This window comes from Pseudomonas sp. FGI182 (assembly GCF_000511325.1).
In the GTDB taxonomy this organism is placed as follows: domain Bacteria; phylum Pseudomonadota; class Gammaproteobacteria; order Pseudomonadales; family Pseudomonadaceae; genus Aquipseudomonas; species Aquipseudomonas putida_Z.
On record NZ_CP007012.1, the window covers coordinates 3,970,922 to 3,985,615 of the forward strand.

The window sequence follows — 14,694 nt, forward strand, 5'->3', positions numbered from 1 at the left end:
GTCGGTCCTCAAAAACCCAGGCTCAAGTGTTCGGCGATCGGCCCAAGGGCCAGGGTCGGCAGAAAGGTCAGGCCACCGACCAGCAGGATGGTGACCAGCAGCAGGCCGGTGAACAGCGGGCCATGGGTGGGGAAGCTGTTCAGCCCTTGGGGCGCGCTTTTCTTCGCCGCCAGGCAGCCGGCCAACGCCAGTACCGGCAGGATGTAGCCGAAGCGGCCGACAAGCATGGCCAGGCCGATCATCAGGTTGTGGAACACCGTGTTGGCACCGAAGCCGGCAAAGGCCGAGCCGTTGTTGGCCGTGCCAGAGGTGTAGGCGTACAACAGCTGGCTGAAGCCATGCGCACCCGGGTTGCTGACCGCACCCGCCGGGCCCGGCAGGCTGGCGGCGATAGCGCCGAGCACCAGCACGCCGACCGGCATCACCAGCAGGGTCGCCACCAGCAACTGCACCTCGCGGGCCTGCAGTTTCTTGCCCAGGTATTCCGGGGTGCGGCCGATCATCAGCCCGGCCAGGAACACCGCGATCAGCACGAACAGCAGCATGCCGTACAGCCCTGCACCGACGCCGCCAAAGATCACCTCACCGACCATCATGTTGACCATCGCCACCATGCCGGTCAGCGGGTTGAGGCTGTCGTGCATGGCATTGACCGAACCGTTGGAGGCAGAGGTGGTAGTCACTGTCCACAGCACCGAACCGGTGGTGCCGAAGCGGCTTTCCTTGCCCTCCATGGGGGCGCTTTGCTGTACCTGCGCGCTCTCGAGGGCCGGGTTGGGCTGGTACTCGGACCACAACGCCGTGCTGCCGCCGATCAGGAACAGGGCGAGCATGCAGGCGAGGATGGCGCGGCTCTGGCGCAGGTCCTTCACGTAGTGGCCAAAGGTGAACACCAGCGCCACCGGAATGAGGATGATCGAAGCCACCTCGAACAGGTTGCTCCAGGCCGTGGGGTTTTCGAACGGGTGCGCCGAGTTGACCCCGAAGAAGCCACCGCCATTGGTACCCAGCTGCTTGATGGCGATCTGGCTGGCGGCCGGCCCCAGCGGGATGGTCTGCTCGGTGCCTTGCAGGGTGACCGCGTGGGCGTAGTCGGCCAAGGTTTGCGGTACGCCCTGCCATACCAGCAGCAACGCCAACAGCAGGCACAGCGGCAGCAGGCCGTAGAGGGTGGCGCGGGTCATGTCGACCCAGCAGTTGCCCAGCGTCGTGGCGCTGCGCCGGGCGATGCCGCGGCACAGGGCGACCAGCACGGCCAGGCCGGTGGCGGCGCTGACGAAGTTCTGCACGGTCAGGCCGAGCATCTGGCTCAGGTAGCTGACCGACGCCTCACCACTGTAGGCCTGCCAGTTGGTGTTGGTGACGAAGCTGACCGCGGTGTTGAACGCCAGCGACCATTCCTGGCCTGGCAGATGCTGCGGGTTGAATGGCAGGTAGCCCTGCAACAGCAGCACGGCGAACAACAGCAGGAACCCGGCCAGGTTGAAGGCCAGCAGGGCCAGGGTGTACTGCTGCCAGTTCTGTTCCTGGCTGGCGCGCACGCCTGCCAGCCGGTAGCAGGCTTGCTCGACCGGGCCCAGCAGGGGCGACAGCCAGGTGCGCTGGCCTTCCATGACCTTGAAGTAGAACCGCCCGAGCCAGGGTGCCGGCAGCAGCACGATGGCGAAAAATGCCAACAGCAAGGCGAAGTCGTAACTGTGCATGGCCGCTCCCTAGCTGCGATCGGCGCGCAGCAGCGCCACCAGCAGATAAAACGCCAATGCCACTGCCAGCAGCAGTGACAGCCCGTCGAGCATGTTCATGTGTGGTTCTCCCCGTGGTGCGGCTTGGGCCGCTTTGGGGAAATTGTCCGAGCGAGGGGCGTAAAGGGGCGAGATTGGGGGGTGGGGATGGGAATAAAGAAGGTGTAAAGATCAGGCTTTTCGGTTGTCGGTACCGGCCTCTTCGCGGGCTCGCCCGCTCCCACAGGGACCGCACAGTGTTTGAGTCCTGTGCAGTACCTAATGAAATGGTCCTCCCAGGACTCCCCAGTGAAAGCCTAAGCTTTCACTGGGGGATCTAACTGGAGATCGCCGTTATGAATACTCAGAATCTTGCTCTTACCAGCTTGGATCTAGGCAAAAATTGTTTCCATTTCCACGGCCAGGATAGCCGTGGCCAGTACCTGTTCCGTAGCAAAATTTCTCGCAGCAAGGTTTTTTCCTACATCGCTCAACTACCACCCTGCACCTTGGCCATGGAGGCCTGTGGAGGCGCTCATTTCATGGCTCGATTCGCAGCCAGCTGTGGTCATCAACCCAAATTGATTGCCGCGCAGCATGTACGACCTTATGTCAAAAGTAACAAAAACGACTACACCGACGCCGAGGCCATTGGTGAAGCAGCCAGTCGTTCGGCAATGCGATTTGTTGCAATCAAAAGCGAAGCCCAGCAAGCGCTGAGCATGCTCAACATGACCCGTGAAGCTTTCATTCGGGACCGCACAGCGACGGTCAATCGAATCCATGCTTTCCTGCTTGAGTGGGGCGTTAGCCTGGCGCCAACCTTCAAGTCGGTCAGAGAGTTACCGGAAACGTTGGAAAAACTTCATGCTCCTGGCTCGGTAATTCGCCTTTTCCAACAGTTTCATGCGCACTTCAACTACCTTGACGAACAGGTCAAGGTACTCACCAAAGAGCTGGAGAGCCAGGTCGCTGGAGATGATCTGGCAACCCGTTTGATGACCATACCGTGTATTGGACCGATCACCTCCAGCGCCCTGGCTGCAGAATTAGGTGACGGTAAGCAGTTCAAACGAGGACGTGACTATTCGGCCTCGATAGGCCTGGTGCCCAAGCAGCTGACCACCGGCGGGAAACCGCGCTTGCTGGGTATCAGCAAACGCGGTGATCGCAATCAGCGACGGCTACTGGTGCAGTGCAGCCATACCTTCATCAACCACCTGGATAAGCAATCTGGGCGATTGGCTGATTGGGTGAGAGTGTTGCTGACTCGCCATCACCCGAATGTGGTTGTGTGCGCCTTGGCGAACCGGCTAGCACGGATAGCTTGGGCAATCGCACACAGCCATGGCATTTATGAAGCAGGGCCAAGCGCACAGAACGCTTGACCCTGCGCTACCAAGCACCACCCAACGGTTTTTGCGATGCTGGATAACAGATGACGTAAACGGCCAACCGACCTGACGAAAAACCTGGGCTCCCACGCGGCTCTAAAGCCGATTTACCTAATCAGGATCGTCAGGCGCGACTTTCATCAAGGCGCGAACCTTAACCCTTCGACGCCGAATAGATTGCGGCAAGCCAACTACGCATCCAGATTCAGTATTGCAGAAACTGGGAGGACCATAGATGTGGGAGCGGGCAAGCCCGCGAAGAGGCCGGCACAGACTTACCGCTGGGGCGGCTGCGGCACCGCGTTGCGGCTCCAGTCCAGCAGCAGGCTGTAGCCGACCGCCAGCAAGGTCGGCCCGATGAACAGGCCAATGAAGCCAAAGGCGATCAAACCGCCGAATACCCCCAGCAGCACGATCACCAGCGGCAGGTTGCCGCCACGGCTGATCAGGTACGGTTTGAGCACGTTGTCCACGCCACTGATGATGAAGGTACCCCAAACCCCCAGGAACACCGCCATGCCGTATTCGCCCTTCCATACCAGCCAGCCCGTGGCCGGGATCCAGGCCAGTGGCGGGCCCATGGGGATCAGGCTGAGCATGAAGGTCACCAGCCCCAGCACGATGGCCCCGGGCACACCGGCAATCAGGAAGCCGATCAACGCCAGCACGCCCTGCGCGGCGGCCGTACCGATCACCCCGTTGACCACCCGCTGCACCGTACCGGCCACCAGCTCCAGGTAGTACTCGGCTCGGTCGCCCATCAGGCGGTGCAGCAAGCGCAGGACGAACGCCGACAAGCGCGGGCCGTCGCGATAGAAGAAGAACACGAATACCAGGCTGAGGGTCAGCTCCAGCACGCCGCTGCCGATCTGCGCGCTGCGCGCCAGCAACCAGTTGCCCACCTGCCCCAGGTGCGGCTTGACCGACGCCAGCAAGGCCGCGCCCTGCTGGTCCAGCGATTGCCACCAGCTGACCAGGCGCTCGCCAACCAACGGGATGCCACCCAGCCACGCCGGAGCATCGGGCAGGCCGTCCACCTGCACGTCACGCACGAACGCCGTCGCATCGCGAATGTGGTCGGCCAGGTTGAACCCCAGCCACACCAGCGGCAGCGCCACGATCAGGATCCAGGCAGTGGTCAGCAGGCTGGCCGCCAGGGTTTCGCGCCCGCCCAGCGCACGCGTCAGCAAGCGCATCAACGGCCAGCTGGCAAAGGCCAGGATGGCCCCCCACAACAGCGCTGAAATGAAAGGTGCCATCACCCACAGGCCGGCACCCAGCAGCGCCAGCAGCAGAATCTGGACCAGCAAGCGGTCATTGTTAGCCATGGTGGTGCCCGTTCAACGGATCAGTTCAAGGTGCAGGCCATCGGTAGGCGCGCTACCGACTTCGAGGCGGCCATTGCGCACCCCCGCCTTGACCAGCGCCTCGCGCCAGGCTTCAGCCTGGGCGCCACTGAGGCTGGCACGCAGGGTGCTGTCGAGGTTCAGGCTGCGGGCCAGCAGGTTCGCCCAGGCGTCTTGCGGTGCGGCCAGGTCAGGGTAGTCGAGCTTGCCGGTGTCGCGCATTTCGCGCAGCACCGTGGCGGCGGTCGGCAGCAGTTCGCCCAGCGGGCTGCCGGCGACGAACTCTTCCACGTGCAGGTAGGCGCGGCGGTTGCCGCGGGTGACGCTGTACAGCGCAACCAGGGTGTCGGCCTGCTCCGCCGAGCGGCGCAGCAGGATGAACGCCTGCTGCTCGTCGCCGCCGTTGAGGCGGGCATTGGCGAACACATCATTGGCCCACAGGCTGGCCTCGCCGCAATCGCGGCCCTGGCACCAGAACAGCGGGTAGCCGCCGTCGCGCTGCAGTGCTTCGCGAGCGCTGGTGAAGGCTTCGCGGGCGGTACGCTCGACCGGCAGTTCGTAGGTTACCGAGCTGACCTGGCCACGGCTTTCGACCTTGTCCTCGACCCGCAGGCGGCCGCTGATCTTGCGCAGCGGGCCCATGGGGTAGACACGCTCCTGCTCCACGGCCGGGCGCTGGTCGACTACCTTGGCGTCCACCGGTACCGGCAGGCTGCCGGCCCACAAAACGGGGCTGGCGAACACCAGGCAGGCAGCGAAGGCATTACGGATGGCAACAGGCGCGCTCATTGGCGGACCAGGCGGCGCTCAGCGCCGAGGTGAAGCTCCAGGATGTCTGGCAGTTGCATGGTTGTCTCCCTGTTCAACCCGCCAAGCCTCGACACTTGTCCGGTGCAAGTCAAGCAAAGCCAAAGAAGCGATTGAAACAGTCTGCGACAAGGGCCGCGCCCTGCTCATCGTTCAGGTGCAGGTGATGGCCACCGGGCAGCGTCACCTGCTCGAAGGGTAGCTGCTCCAGCAACCCTGTGTGGCGCGCCAGCATGCCGTCGGCAGCCACCACCAGGCGCGCCGGGCAACTCACCCGGCGCACGTAGGCCATGGCCTGGGCCTCGCTCAGGCGCACTGGCGAAGGCAGGGTCAGGCGGCTGTCGCTGCGCCAGCTGTAACCGCCGGGCACCGGCATCAGGCCACGCTGGGCCAGCAGCTCGGCTGCCTCGCGGCTGACCGCGACCATGCCTTTCATGCGCGCCTGCACGCCCTGCTCCAGTGTGGTGTACACCGACTTGCGCTTGCCATCCAGGCGCAACTGGGCCTGCAGTGCCATGCCCAACCGCTCGCCGGCGTCCTGCTCGGCGCCGGTCGGCGGGATGACGCCGTCAATCAGGGCCAGATGGCTGACCCGCTCCGGCAGCGCGCCAGCCAGTTGCACGGAAATGATTGCCCCCAGCGAATGGCCCAGCAGGGCGAACCGTTGCCAACCCAGCTGCTCGGCCACCCGCAGCACGTCATGGGCGTAGTCGGCCAGGGCATAGCCAGCGCCGAGCGGCCGGTGCTCGGAGTAACCATGCCCGGCCAGGTCCAGGGCGACGATGCGCAGGCCTTTCAGCTGCGGCGCCAGGCGGGCGAAACTGTTGGCGTTGTCCAGCCAGCCATGCAGGGCGATTACCGGCAGCCCGTCCTCGGGGCCGAACAGGTGCGCTGCCAGTTCGATATGGCCCAGGCTCAGGCGGATCTCCTCGACCTGCGCGCTCATGCCTGGCTCCAGCGGTCGAACAGGCCCTTGATCAGGCTGGCGGTGTCGGTTGGTCGCTCCAGCGGGAACATGTGCCCACCCGGCACGCTATGGAACTCGCCCCTGGGCATGCCGCGCACGGCCAGTGTGTGGTGGCGGCGAATGACGTTGCTGCGCTCGCCGCGGACCATGGCCAGCGGCACCTGCAATTGCCGCGCGGGCGCAGGGCTGGTATGCGGGATGCTGCGGTAGATGCTGATTTCCGTGGCCGGGTCGAAGCGCAACTGCAGCCCCTGCTCCATCGCCTGCAGGCCGTGCTCTATGTAGGCATCGAGGCAGTCGGGGTCGAAATGGCGAAACAGTGACTTGCCGGCGAAATAGTCCCGGGCACTGTCGCGGTCATTGAAGGTTTCGCGGCGCCCCAGGGTGCGGCCAGCCGGGGTGATACGGTCAATGAAGCCGAAGCGCTTGGCGGTGCGCAGCAGCCACTGGTCGGCGCGGGTGAGCACCGGCGAGTCGAGCATCACCACGCCGCGGTAGTACTCGGGGCAGCGCAAGGCTGCGTGCAGGTGCAACACCCCGCCCAGCGAATGACCGACGCCCCATACCGGCTGGTCCTGCCGGGCCAGGTGGTGCAGCAGTTCATCGACCAGGCTCTGCCAGTTGTCGTCCACCGGAAAGCGCGGATCGTGGCCGTGCTGGGCCAGGTGCTGCACCTGGTAGTCCGGTGCCAGGGCGGCGAACAGCTTGCCGTAGGTGGCCGAGGGGAAACCGTTGGCATGGGCGAAGAAGATCTGCTGCGACATGGCGCCGGGTCCGGATGGGGGATGATGGCCCATTGTCGGTATCGCGGGGCAGTTCGGCAACGTCCGGAAAGGTCATCGGCGAGGGCTATCAGGTCAGGCTTGCCGGAGATCGCCCAGCCCTTTGGGCTGCGCTGTCGCGTAGATAACTGAGTTCGCAAGCAATCCGCAAACACTGTGGGAGCGGCTTTAGCCGCGAAGAATCCAACACGGTGCATGGCACCGGCTGCGCCGGTGTTCGCGGCTAAAGCCGCTCCCACAGCTCAAGGCGGGGGCGGTACCTGTCCGCGCAGCGCCCCCCTGGGTTTCAGGCCGGCGAGTTGATCGCCCGAAGGGTCATCAACCCAGCCAGCGGCCAGTCCCCTTCCAGCTCCGCCAGGCTTGCAGTGCTCATGCCTGCCGGTTGCTGCTGGTGGCCATGCTGCAACGCCCCGACCAGGGTACCCACCAGCGGCTGGTGGCTGACCAGCAGCACATGCTCCAGGCCCAGGCGCTCGATTTCGCCGATAACCTGCTGCACATCACTGTCAGGCGTCAGCCAGGGCACGGTGCGCACCGGCTCGGCGAAGCCCAGGGTGTCATGCACCAGGGCGGCCGTTTGCTGGGCGCGTACGTAAGGGCTGGCGATGATCGCCTGCAGCGGCTGGCCCAGCAGGCGGGCGGCGCTGTGCAGCACCTGCTCGCGACCATGGGCGGTCAGTCGGCGCTCGGCATCGCTGTTGGCCCGCGGCTCCGCTTCACCGTGGCGCAGCACCCACAGCTTCACAGCTTGGGCTCCTCGTCACGCACCGGGTGCGGGGCCGGGGCCACCGCGTGCGGCGCCTCGCCTTCCGGGGCACGCGGTGCCGGCCAGTCGGCGAATGGCCACGGTTTCTGGTCGCTGTGGAAGCTGCCGAAGCGGCCGATCTGCGCCAGGTACTGGCTCAGGCTGTCGCCGAAGTTCATCAGGCTGGCGCTGGGGGCGCCGTACACCAGGCGGTAGATCAGTTGTACCAGCACCAGGCCACCGAGCAGCAGCTCGGCCAGCTGCCAGACCACCAGGAACACCACCATCCACAGGACCCGCAGGATGATCGACTCGCGCTGGGCGCGTTCGGGCGTATCGTTCATGTGTTGCTCCTTGCTGTTGTCAGAGCCGCTGAAGGCTCAGTTGAAACCGCTGATGGAAATGAAATCGACATCGGTCTTCGGCTCGGCACGCATCAGGTGCTCGATCACCTGGTTCAGCGTGCGGCCTTCGAACAGGATGGCATGCAGACCAGCCACCAGCGGCATGTACACCTGCACTTCCTGCGCCTTGGCCTTGAGCACCTTGAGGGTGTTGACGCCTTCGGCCACTTCGCCCAGGCGGTTGACCGCCTGCTCCAGGCTCAGGCCCTGGCCCAGCGCGTGGCCGACCTGGTAGTTGCGGCTCTTGGGCGAGGAGCAGGTGACGATCAGGTCACCGACACCGGCCAGGCCGAGGAAGGTCATGGGGTTGGCGCCCTGGCTGACAGCGAAGCGGGTCATCTCGGCCAGGGCGCGGGTAATCAGCATGCTCTTGGTGTTCTCGCCCATGCCCAGGGCCACCGCCATGCCGGCGATGATGGCGTAGACGTTCTTCAGCGCCCCGCCCAGCTCGACGCCAAAGCGGTCGGCACTGGCGTAGACGCGGAAGGTACGCCCATGCAGCACGGCCTGCACCTGCTGGCACAGTTTTTCGTCCTCGCTGGCAACCACCGTGGCGGTCAGCGCATGTTCGGCGATTTCACGGGCCAGGTTGGGGCCGGACAGCACGCCGATGCGCGCCTCGGGGGCGATTTCCTCGAGGATCTGGCTCATCAGCTTGAAGCTTTGCGCTTCGATGCCCTTGGTCAGGCTGACCAGGCCCTTGCCGCGCAGCAGCTCGGCATGCGGGGCCAGCACGCTGCGCAAGGCGCTCGATGGCAGGGCGACGAAAATCAGCTCGCTGGCCTGCAGGGTGGCCAGCAGGTCGCTGACCGGCTCGACGCCGTCGTGCAGGCGGATGCCCTTGAGGTAGCGCGGATTCTCGCGATTGACGCGCATGGCCTCGGCCTGTTCCGGGTCGCGCATCCATTGGCGCACCGGCACACCGTTTTCTGCCAGCAGGTTCGCCACGGCGGTGCCGAAGCTGCCGCCTCCCAGAACTGCAACAGGTTGCTGTTCAGTCATATCCAATCCGTTAAAGCCAAAAGTTAAGTGGCGACCCGGGCATTATACGGCAGTGCATGACATGCGTTCATCTGCGCGCTTGAAATCGAGCGCCGCCCGCGCGGCGCTTCGCGGGACAAGCCCGCTCCCACATTTGTTGCAACGTGGCCATGCCTGTGGGAGAGGCGTTGTCAGCTTTGGTACAAGGCTTGAGACAAGTGGGTCGGCAGCAATGCCAACTCAGGAATCCAGCCAGCCCAACAAGGCTGGCAACCATGGCCTGTCAGGTTCGGCACGTTGCAACAAATGTGGGAGCGGGCTTGTCCCGCGAAGCGCCGCGCGGGCGGCGCTCGATTTTCGCCACACTGCACATTTCAAGAAGTACGCCCAACACTCACTGGCAAATACGTCAAGGTCAGTTACCATGCCTGTTTCAATCCTGATACAAGGCCGCTTTGTGTTCCCTGGCACGCCCCCGTACCCGCGCCTGCTCATACTGACTGCCCTGCTCGGTGGCCCGGCCGTGGCCGATGACCTGTTCATCGACAACACGGACCTGCCGCAGGTTCTGACCGCCACGCGCCTGAAACAATCCCCCGCCGCAGTCCCGGGCAGCATGACCGTGCTCGACAGCGAGCTGATCCGCGCCAGCGGTGCCCGCGACATCCCCGAGCTGCTGCGCCTGGTGCCGGGCATGATGGTGGGCTACAACGCTGGCAACCAACCCACGGTCAACTACCACGGCAGCAACGTCAACGATGCCCGGCGCATGCAGGTGCTGATCGATGGCCGTTCGGTGTACCGCGCCGGCCTGGCCACGGTGGACTGGAGCGACATCCCCCTGGCCATGGAGGATATCGAGCGCATCGAGGTGTTCCGCGGCCCCAACACGGTCAGCTACGGCGCCAACGCGCTGATGGCGGTGGTCAACATCCTTACCCGCAACCCCGCCGACAGCCATGGCACGCGGCTGAAGATGACCCGCGGCCAGGACGGCATCAACGATTTCTACGCCAGCCACGGCTTCGGTTGGGATGGCGGCGACATGCGCCTGTCGCTGTCCGGCCAGCAGGACGATGGCTTCGACGAGAACCAGTTCGGCCAGGACTACCGCGACAGCCGCCGGCTGACCCGCTTCAATATCAACGCCAGCCACAGCCTGGCACACGACCAGACCCTGGAATGGCAACTGGCGGCGAAGGAAGGCAGCAACCAGCGGCCTTATACCTATCAGCCGGTGTTCGCCAAATACGAAGCCGGTAACAACGCTGACGTCAATGCCAAGGACTACGCCGGCTCATTGCGCTGGACCAAGGACTTCAGCTCCGAGCACAGCCTGTATATCCAGGGCTCTGCCCAGCATTTCGACCGCCAGCAGGTGTGGCGTGCCTGTGACGCCTTGCAGTCGTTCAGCCCGGAATTGACCCAGCTCTGGCAAATGAACCCTGACTTCGCCGAAAAAGTGGCGCGCGGCATTGCTACCGGCGCACCACTTTCGACCAACGATCCCGTCATGAAAGCGCTTCTGGAGAAGGTCCAGCAGCAATGGGCGAACGGTGGCAAGCAGCAGGTCTGCGGCGACGTCGACCAGAGCACCCGCGAAACCCGCTACGACCTGGAAATCCAGGACACCCTGAGCCTGACCGACAGCCTGCGCCTGCTCAGCGGCATGAACTACCGCTATGATCGTGCCGACTCGCAGACCTACTTCAATGGCAGCATCGACGACCAGACCTGGCGCCTGTTCGGCCAGCTGGAGTGGCGCGCCGACGAGCACTGGATCCTGCAGGGCGGTGCCATGTTCGAGGACTCGCGCCTGTCCGGCAGCTCGCTGACCCCACGCGTGGCGGTCAACTACCTGATCACCCCGCGCCATGGCCTGCGTGCGGTGTATTCCGAGGCAGTGCGCTCGCCAGACATGTTCGAGAACAACATCAACTGGAGCTACACGGTCAAGAACCTGACCCCCAACGCTTTCGGCCTGCAAAACGGCGAATACTTCGTCAAGACCCGCGGCCCGGGCGACCTCGACCAGGAACGCATGCGCTCGCGCGAACTGGGCTACAACGGCTACTTCAGCGACATCGACCTGAACATGGATGTGAAGCTGTTCTACGACGAGATCACCGGAATGATCAGCGAGCCCCTGAAGAACAACCAGTACATCGCCAGCAACGCCAACAAGGCCCGTTTCAGCGGCAGCGAGGCGCAACTGGACTGGCGCCCGACCCTGCGCGACCGCCTGCGCCTTACCTACGCCTACGTGGATGCCTGGGCCAGCAACCCCGCCGACCGCCGCCTCAGCGCGCGCAACAGCGGCTCGGCCGGGTGGATGCGCGAGTGGGGCGACGGCTGGTCCAGTGCGCTGTTCTATTACGGCGACGATGCGCTCAACCAGTACCGCTACGAGCGCCTGGACCTGCGCCTGGCCAAGCGCTTCCGGGTGCATGGCAGCAACCTGGAGCTGGCGGCGCTGTGGCAACAGCGCCTGGACGATGAGCCGACCACGGCAATCCAGAACCGCTACGACAGCCGCCACCGCCTGAGCGTCAGCGCGGAGCTGGAGTTCTGATGGCCCTGCTGCTGCGCCTGTTGCTGTTGTGCCTGTGGCCGATGGGGCCGCTGTCCGCCAGCGAAATCGTGTTGGTAGGCGCGGAAGACCAGCCCGGCATTCGCAGTTTCGTCGCTGCGCTGGAAAGCCGCCGGCCGCACGATCACGTGCATTTCCAGACCACCGCCGACCTGCCACCCCCGGGCAAGCTCAAGGCTGACCAGCGCCTGATCTTGCTGGACAACGCCGCACTGGAATGGCGCCTTGGGGAAACCGCCGGCCCGCCGGCCCTGGCCATGAGGGTCAGCCGGGTACAGGCTGAACAGCGCCTGGGAAAGTCGCGGCCCGCGTTCCTCACGCTGCTGTGGAGCGACCCGCCGCTGGGCCGGCAGCTGCGCCTGGCGCGCTACCTGCTGCCGCAGGCCCAGCGCATTGGTGTGCTGTACGGTGAGCACAGCAGCTTTCTGCTCGAAGAGCTGCGCCATGCCGCCCGCGCGCTGGGCCTGGAGATCATTGCCCAGGACTGGCCCGACCCGCGCGACAGCCGCCCTCTGCAACATTTGTTGGCCAACAGTGACGTGCTGCTGGGCCTGGACGACGCCGACCTGTTCAACTCCAAGACTGCGAAGAACCTGCTGTTGAGCAGCTATGGCCGGCAGATGGCGCTGATCGGCCCGAACGCCGGGTTCGTCCGCGCCGGCGCCCTGGCCAGCACCTTCAGTGACCAGGACGATTGGCTGGCGGTACTCGACCAGTTGCTCGACCAGCCACCGGCGCGCTGGCCGCGCAGCCTGTACCCGGTACGCTTCGGCGTCAGCGGCAACCAGCAGGTGGCGCGCGCCCTGGGCCTTGAACCGATCGATCCGAACGCCGCCGCCAAGGCCCTGGCCGAAGGAGAACCCACCCCATGAGCAAGCGCCTGAGCTGGGACATCCACACCCGCACCCAGATCATCAGCCTCGGCCCTGCCCTGCTGCTGACCTTGCTGCTGATCAGCTTCTTCACCTTCGTGCGTATCCAGGACCTGCGCCAGGAACTGAACCACACCGGGCAACTGATCGCCAACCAGCTGGCGCCAGCCTCGGAATACGGGGTGATCTCGGGCAACAACGAAGTGCTCGAAGGCCTGATGCGCGCCACGCTCAGCATCCCCCACGTGCGCTTCCTCGAGGTGCAGGACAGCCGCAACCACATCCTGGTGTACGTGGAGCAGTCCGACGAAAGCGCCAACCGCGCGCAGCGCGTCGAAGTGTTCCAGGCGCCCATCCGCCTGCAGCAGATCCGCCTGGACAGCGACTTCCTGCAACAGGGCAAGGCCACCACCCCGGCCATCGGCGACGATTACCTGGGCCGGGTCATCGTCGGCATGTCCGATGACGCCTTCAGCCAGCGCCAGCAGGAAATCGTGATCAAGGCCGGTATCCTCGCGCTGTTCGCCCTGCTGTTCACCTTCCTGCTGGCGCGCCGCCTGGCCCTGAGCCTGGCCAAGCCGATCAGCGACATGGGCCATGCGGTCAAGGCCATCCAGCAGGGCGAGTACCACACCCTGTTGCCGGTGGTCGATGACAGCGAACTGGGCCACCTGGCGCGCCACATCAACAACCTGGCCCACGCCCTGGAGCAGGCCAGCAATGAACAGAAGCAGGCCATTGCCGAGCTGATCCAGGCCCGCGAGGAGGCCGAACAGGCCAACCGCGCCAAATCGGACTTCCTGGCGATGATGAGCCACGAGCTGCGCACGCCGATGAATGGCGTGCTGGGCATGCTGCAGTTGCTGGAAACCACCCAGCTGAACAGCGAACAGGCCGAATACACCGCGGTGGCCAGCGAGTCTACCGGGCACCTGCTCAAGGTCATCAACGACATCCTCGACTTCTCGCGCATCGAACGCGCCGCGCTGCAACTGGAACACATCGACTTCAACTTGGGCGAGCTGATCACCAGCAGCGTCCAGTCGTTCCAGCACAGCGCCCAGCAGCGCGGCCTTGCCCTGCACCTGCAACTGCCGGCGGGTATCGAGCAGCTGCAGGTGAACGGCGACCCCACGCGCATCCGCCAGATCCTGCTGAACCTGGTCGGCAATGCGCTGAAATTCACCGAACGCGGCCAGGTACAGGTCGAGGCGCGCTGGCAGGTGCTCGACCGCCAGCTGATCTGGCTGACCTGCAGCGTGCGCGACACCGGTATCGGCATCGACAACGAGCGCCTGGAAATGATGTTCGTCGCCTTCCAGCAGGCCGACAGCTCGATTTCCCGCCGCTATGGCGGCACCGGGCTGGGGCTGTCGATCGCCCGCACCCTGGCCGAACGCATGGGCGGCAAGCTGCGCGGCGAAAGCCGTGAAGGCCTGGGCTCGACCTTTACCCTGGAGATGCCACTGGCCCTGGCCAGCCCTGCCCCGGTATCGCTGACGCTGCCAAGCGCTGCGCCGCCGGCGGTGGCCGACAATGATCAGGTGCTGCTGGTAGAGGACAATCCGGTCAACCAAAGTGTCATCGAGGCCATGCTGCGTAGCCTGGGGCTGGCGGTATGCACTGCCGAGGACGGCCTGGAGGCGGTCGAACGGGTCAGCCGGCAGCGTTTTGCCGCCGTGCTGATGGACTGCCGCCTGCCGCACCTGGACGGCTATGAAGCCACCCGGCGTATCCGCCAGCTGCCCAACGGCGCCAGGCTACCGATCATCGCCCTGACCGCCAACGCCTTGCAGGGCGACCGCGAGCGTTGCATGGCGGCCGGCATGGACGACTACCTGAGCAAACCCTTGCGCCGCACCGAACTGCAGCGTGTGCTGCAGCGCTGGCTACCTGGTCAGACAACCGCGACTGGCGATAAATGCTAAAGTGCGGCAGTCTTAAACACTGGACAGGACCTTCATCGGACCTGAAAATAGACGTTTCAGTGCACACCTGTACTTCTTTCACCGGGTGCACTGTGACTTTCACCACAACGCAATAGTCTACCTGTAGGCTGCCGTCTCGGACGCGATGCGTATCGGG

13 protein-coding genes are annotated in these 14,694 nt (G+C 64.8%); 4 read left to right on the forward strand and 9 right to left on the reverse strand.

Features of this window, described 5'->3' with window-relative positions:
* Window positions 1–8 precede the first annotated feature (8 nt).
* Window positions 9–1,703 carry a potassium-transporting ATPase subunit KdpA gene (gene kdpA / locus C163_RS17500; RefSeq protein WP_025339953.1) on the reverse strand — a complete coding sequence of 565 codons (1,695 nt, stop codon included), beginning with the start codon at window positions 1,701–1,703 and terminating at the stop codon, window positions 9–11.
* A 9-nt stretch (window positions 1,704–1,712) separates the two neighbouring features.
* Entirely contained in the window at window positions 1,713–1,802 is a 90-nt protein-coding gene (kdpF, locus tag C163_RS17505; RefSeq protein WP_003251485.1) for a K(+)-transporting ATPase subunit F, read from the reverse strand.
* Window positions 1,803–2,077: 275 nt separating this feature from the next.
* Here kdpF and C163_RS17510 point away from each other — a divergent pair, with 275 nt between their 5' ends.
* Window positions 2,078–3,109, forward strand: a complete 1,032-nt coding sequence (locus tag C163_RS17510; protein WP_025337750.1) for an IS110 family transposase — start codon at window positions 2,078–2,080, stop codon at window positions 3,107–3,109.
* A gap of 281 nt (window positions 3,110–3,390) precedes the next feature.
* On the opposite strand, the gene C163_RS17515 is transcribed toward C163_RS17510, so the two are convergent.
* The 7 genes from C163_RS17515 to C163_RS17545 all read right to left on the reverse strand — a co-directional run bounded on the left by C163_RS17515 (window position 3,391) and on the right by C163_RS17545 (window position 9,168).
* Window positions 3,391–4,443 (reverse strand): AI-2E family transporter, encoded by a 1,053-nt coding sequence (locus C163_RS17515; RefSeq protein ID WP_038408239.1) that lies wholly within the window; start codon window positions 4,441–4,443, stop codon window positions 3,391–3,393.
* A 12-nt stretch (window positions 4,444–4,455) separates the two neighbouring features.
* A complete protein-coding gene (locus C163_RS17520; protein ID WP_025339954.1) occupies window positions 4,456–5,250 on the reverse strand; it encodes a DUF4892 domain-containing protein in 795 nt (264 codons plus the stop codon).
* A gap of 109 nt (window positions 5,251–5,359) precedes the next feature.
* Window positions 5,360–6,214 carry an alpha/beta hydrolase gene (locus tag C163_RS17525; RefSeq protein ID WP_025339955.1) on the reverse strand — a complete coding sequence of 285 codons (855 nt, stop codon included), beginning with the start codon at window positions 6,212–6,214 and terminating at the stop codon, window positions 5,360–5,362.
* Window positions 6,211–6,999 (reverse strand): alpha/beta fold hydrolase, encoded by a 789-nt coding sequence (locus C163_RS17530; RefSeq protein ID WP_025339956.1) that lies wholly within the window; start codon window positions 6,997–6,999, stop codon window positions 6,211–6,213. Before C163_RS17530 ends, C163_RS17525 begins: the two co-directional genes overlap by 4 nt.
* Before the next feature lie 304 nt (window positions 7,000–7,303).
* Window positions 7,304–7,762 (reverse strand): phosphohistidine phosphatase SixA, encoded by a 459-nt coding sequence (gene sixA / locus C163_RS17535; protein WP_015271084.1) that lies wholly within the window; start codon window positions 7,760–7,762, stop codon window positions 7,304–7,306.
* A complete protein-coding gene (locus C163_RS17540) occupies window positions 7,759–8,106 on the reverse strand; it encodes a DUF4389 domain-containing protein (protein ID WP_025339957.1) in 348 nt (115 codons plus the stop codon). The genes sixA and C163_RS17540 overlap by 4 nt, the downstream gene beginning before the upstream one ends.
* 36 nt (window positions 8,107–8,142) lie before the next feature.
* Window positions 8,143–9,168 carry an NAD(P)H-dependent glycerol-3-phosphate dehydrogenase gene (locus tag C163_RS17545; RefSeq protein WP_025339958.1) on the reverse strand — a complete coding sequence of 342 codons (1,026 nt, stop codon included), beginning with the start codon at window positions 9,166–9,168 and terminating at the stop codon, window positions 8,143–8,145.
* Between the two features lie 403 nt (window positions 9,169–9,571).
* On the opposite strand from C163_RS17545, the gene C163_RS17550 reads away from it, so the two are divergent.
* The 3 genes from C163_RS17550 to C163_RS17560 are packed head-to-tail and all read left to right on the forward strand — an operon-like array spanning window position 9,572 to window position 14,537.
* Window positions 9,572–11,719: a TonB-dependent siderophore receptor gene (locus C163_RS17550; RefSeq protein WP_177325767.1), complete on the forward strand. Its 2,148-nt coding sequence runs from the start codon at window positions 9,572–9,574 to the stop codon at window positions 11,717–11,719.
* Window positions 11,719–12,609: an ABC transporter substrate-binding protein gene (locus C163_RS17555; protein WP_025339960.1), complete on the forward strand. Its 891-nt coding sequence runs from the start codon at window positions 11,719–11,721 to the stop codon at window positions 12,607–12,609. The genes C163_RS17550 and C163_RS17555 overlap by 1 nt, the downstream gene beginning before the upstream one ends.
* Complete coding sequence (locus C163_RS17560) at window positions 12,606–14,537, forward strand: ATP-binding protein (protein ID WP_025339961.1); 1,932 nt, start codon at window positions 12,606–12,608, stop codon at window positions 14,535–14,537. Before C163_RS17555 ends, C163_RS17560 begins: the two co-directional genes overlap by 4 nt.
* The last annotated feature ends 157 nt before the right edge of the window (window positions 14,538–14,694 follow it).

Coding starts and splice junctions, on each gene's coding strand:
- C163_RS17530 (WP_025339956.1), bottom strand. CDS start 6,999: ATGTCGCAGCAGATCTTCTTCGCCCATGCCAACGGTTTCCCCTCGGCC.
- C163_RS17545 (WP_025339958.1), bottom strand. CDS start 9,168: ATGACTGAACAGCAACCTGTTGCAGTTCTGGGAGGCGGCAGCTTCGGC.
- C163_RS17540 (WP_025339957.1), bottom strand. CDS start 8,106: ATGAACGATACGCCCGAACGCGCCCAGCGCGAGTCGATCATCCTGCGG.
- C163_RS17550 (WP_177325767.1), top strand. CDS start 9,572: ATGCCTGTTTCAATCCTGATACAAGGCCGCTTTGTGTTCCCTGGCACG.
- C163_RS17510 (WP_025337750.1), top strand. CDS start 2,078: ATGAATACTCAGAATCTTGCTCTTACCAGCTTGGATCTAGGCAAAAAT.
- C163_RS17555 (WP_025339960.1), top strand. CDS start 11,719: ATGGCCCTGCTGCTGCGCCTGTTGCTGTTGTGCCTGTGGCCGATGGGG.
- C163_RS17520 (WP_025339954.1), bottom strand. CDS start 5,250: ATGAGCGCGCCTGTTGCCATCCGTAATGCCTTCGCTGCCTGCCTGGTG.
- kdpA (WP_025339953.1), bottom strand. CDS start 1,703: ATGCACAGTTACGACTTCGCCTTGCTGTTGGCATTTTTCGCCATCGTG.
- C163_RS17560 (WP_025339961.1), top strand. CDS start 12,606: ATGAGCAAGCGCCTGAGCTGGGACATCCACACCCGCACCCAGATCATC.
- C163_RS17515 (WP_038408239.1), bottom strand. CDS start 4,443: ATGGCTAACAATGACCGCTTGCTGGTCCAGATTCTGCTGCTGGCGCTG.
- kdpF (WP_003251485.1), bottom strand. CDS start 1,802: ATGAACATGCTCGACGGGCTGTCACTGCTGCTGGCAGTGGCATTGGCG.
- C163_RS17525 (WP_025339955.1), bottom strand. CDS start 6,214: ATGAGCGCGCAGGTCGAGGAGATCCGCCTGAGCCTGGGCCATATCGAA.